The organism is Streptomyces sp. NRRL F-5122 (genome assembly GCF_001507435.1).
In the GTDB taxonomy this organism is placed as follows: domain Bacteria; phylum Actinomycetota; class Actinomycetes; order Streptomycetales; family Streptomycetaceae; genus Streptomyces; species Streptomyces lannensis.
The window spans coordinates 1-375 of the sequence record NZ_LMWH01000151.1 but is presented as its reverse complement, the minus strand read 5'-3'; the positions used below and the strand labels follow the sequence as shown (position 1 = coordinate 375).

Below are 375 nucleotides of genomic sequence, written 5' to 3'. Positions count from 1 at the left end.
CAGCGCTTGGCCGTCACTGTTGGTGTCTGCGATGACTGGCCGGGGCCGGGTGGGGAGGCCGTCCAGGCGGTCGGGGCCGGCCGCGGCGGCCACGGCAGGGGCGGTCTCGGCCAGCCAAGTGCCGAACCGCTCGGCAGCTTCGCGGTAGGGGACTTGTGCCAGGACACGGTGCTCGCCGGAAGGGCAGAAGTCGACGACGACCGTGAGCAGGCAGGAACGGGGCGCGTTCTGGCTGCCTGTCCAGGACACGCGCAGCACACCGCAGGGTTTCCGCCCGCGGGGGGCGCGGTGGGTCGGGCGCAGTGATCGGCAGGCTATGTAGGCGGTCCATGCGGCAAGGTGAGGCAGTGGGAGGGTGGTCCGGGTGCGGCAGCC

Annotated in this window: 1 pseudogene; it reads right to left on the bottom strand. The window is 72.8% G+C overall.

What is annotated here, in order from left to right:
* Window positions 1-249: pseudogene (locus tag ADL25_RS17325) on the bottom strand (recombinase); the annotation flags it as partial.
* Between the last annotated feature and the right edge of the window lie 126 nt (window positions 250-375).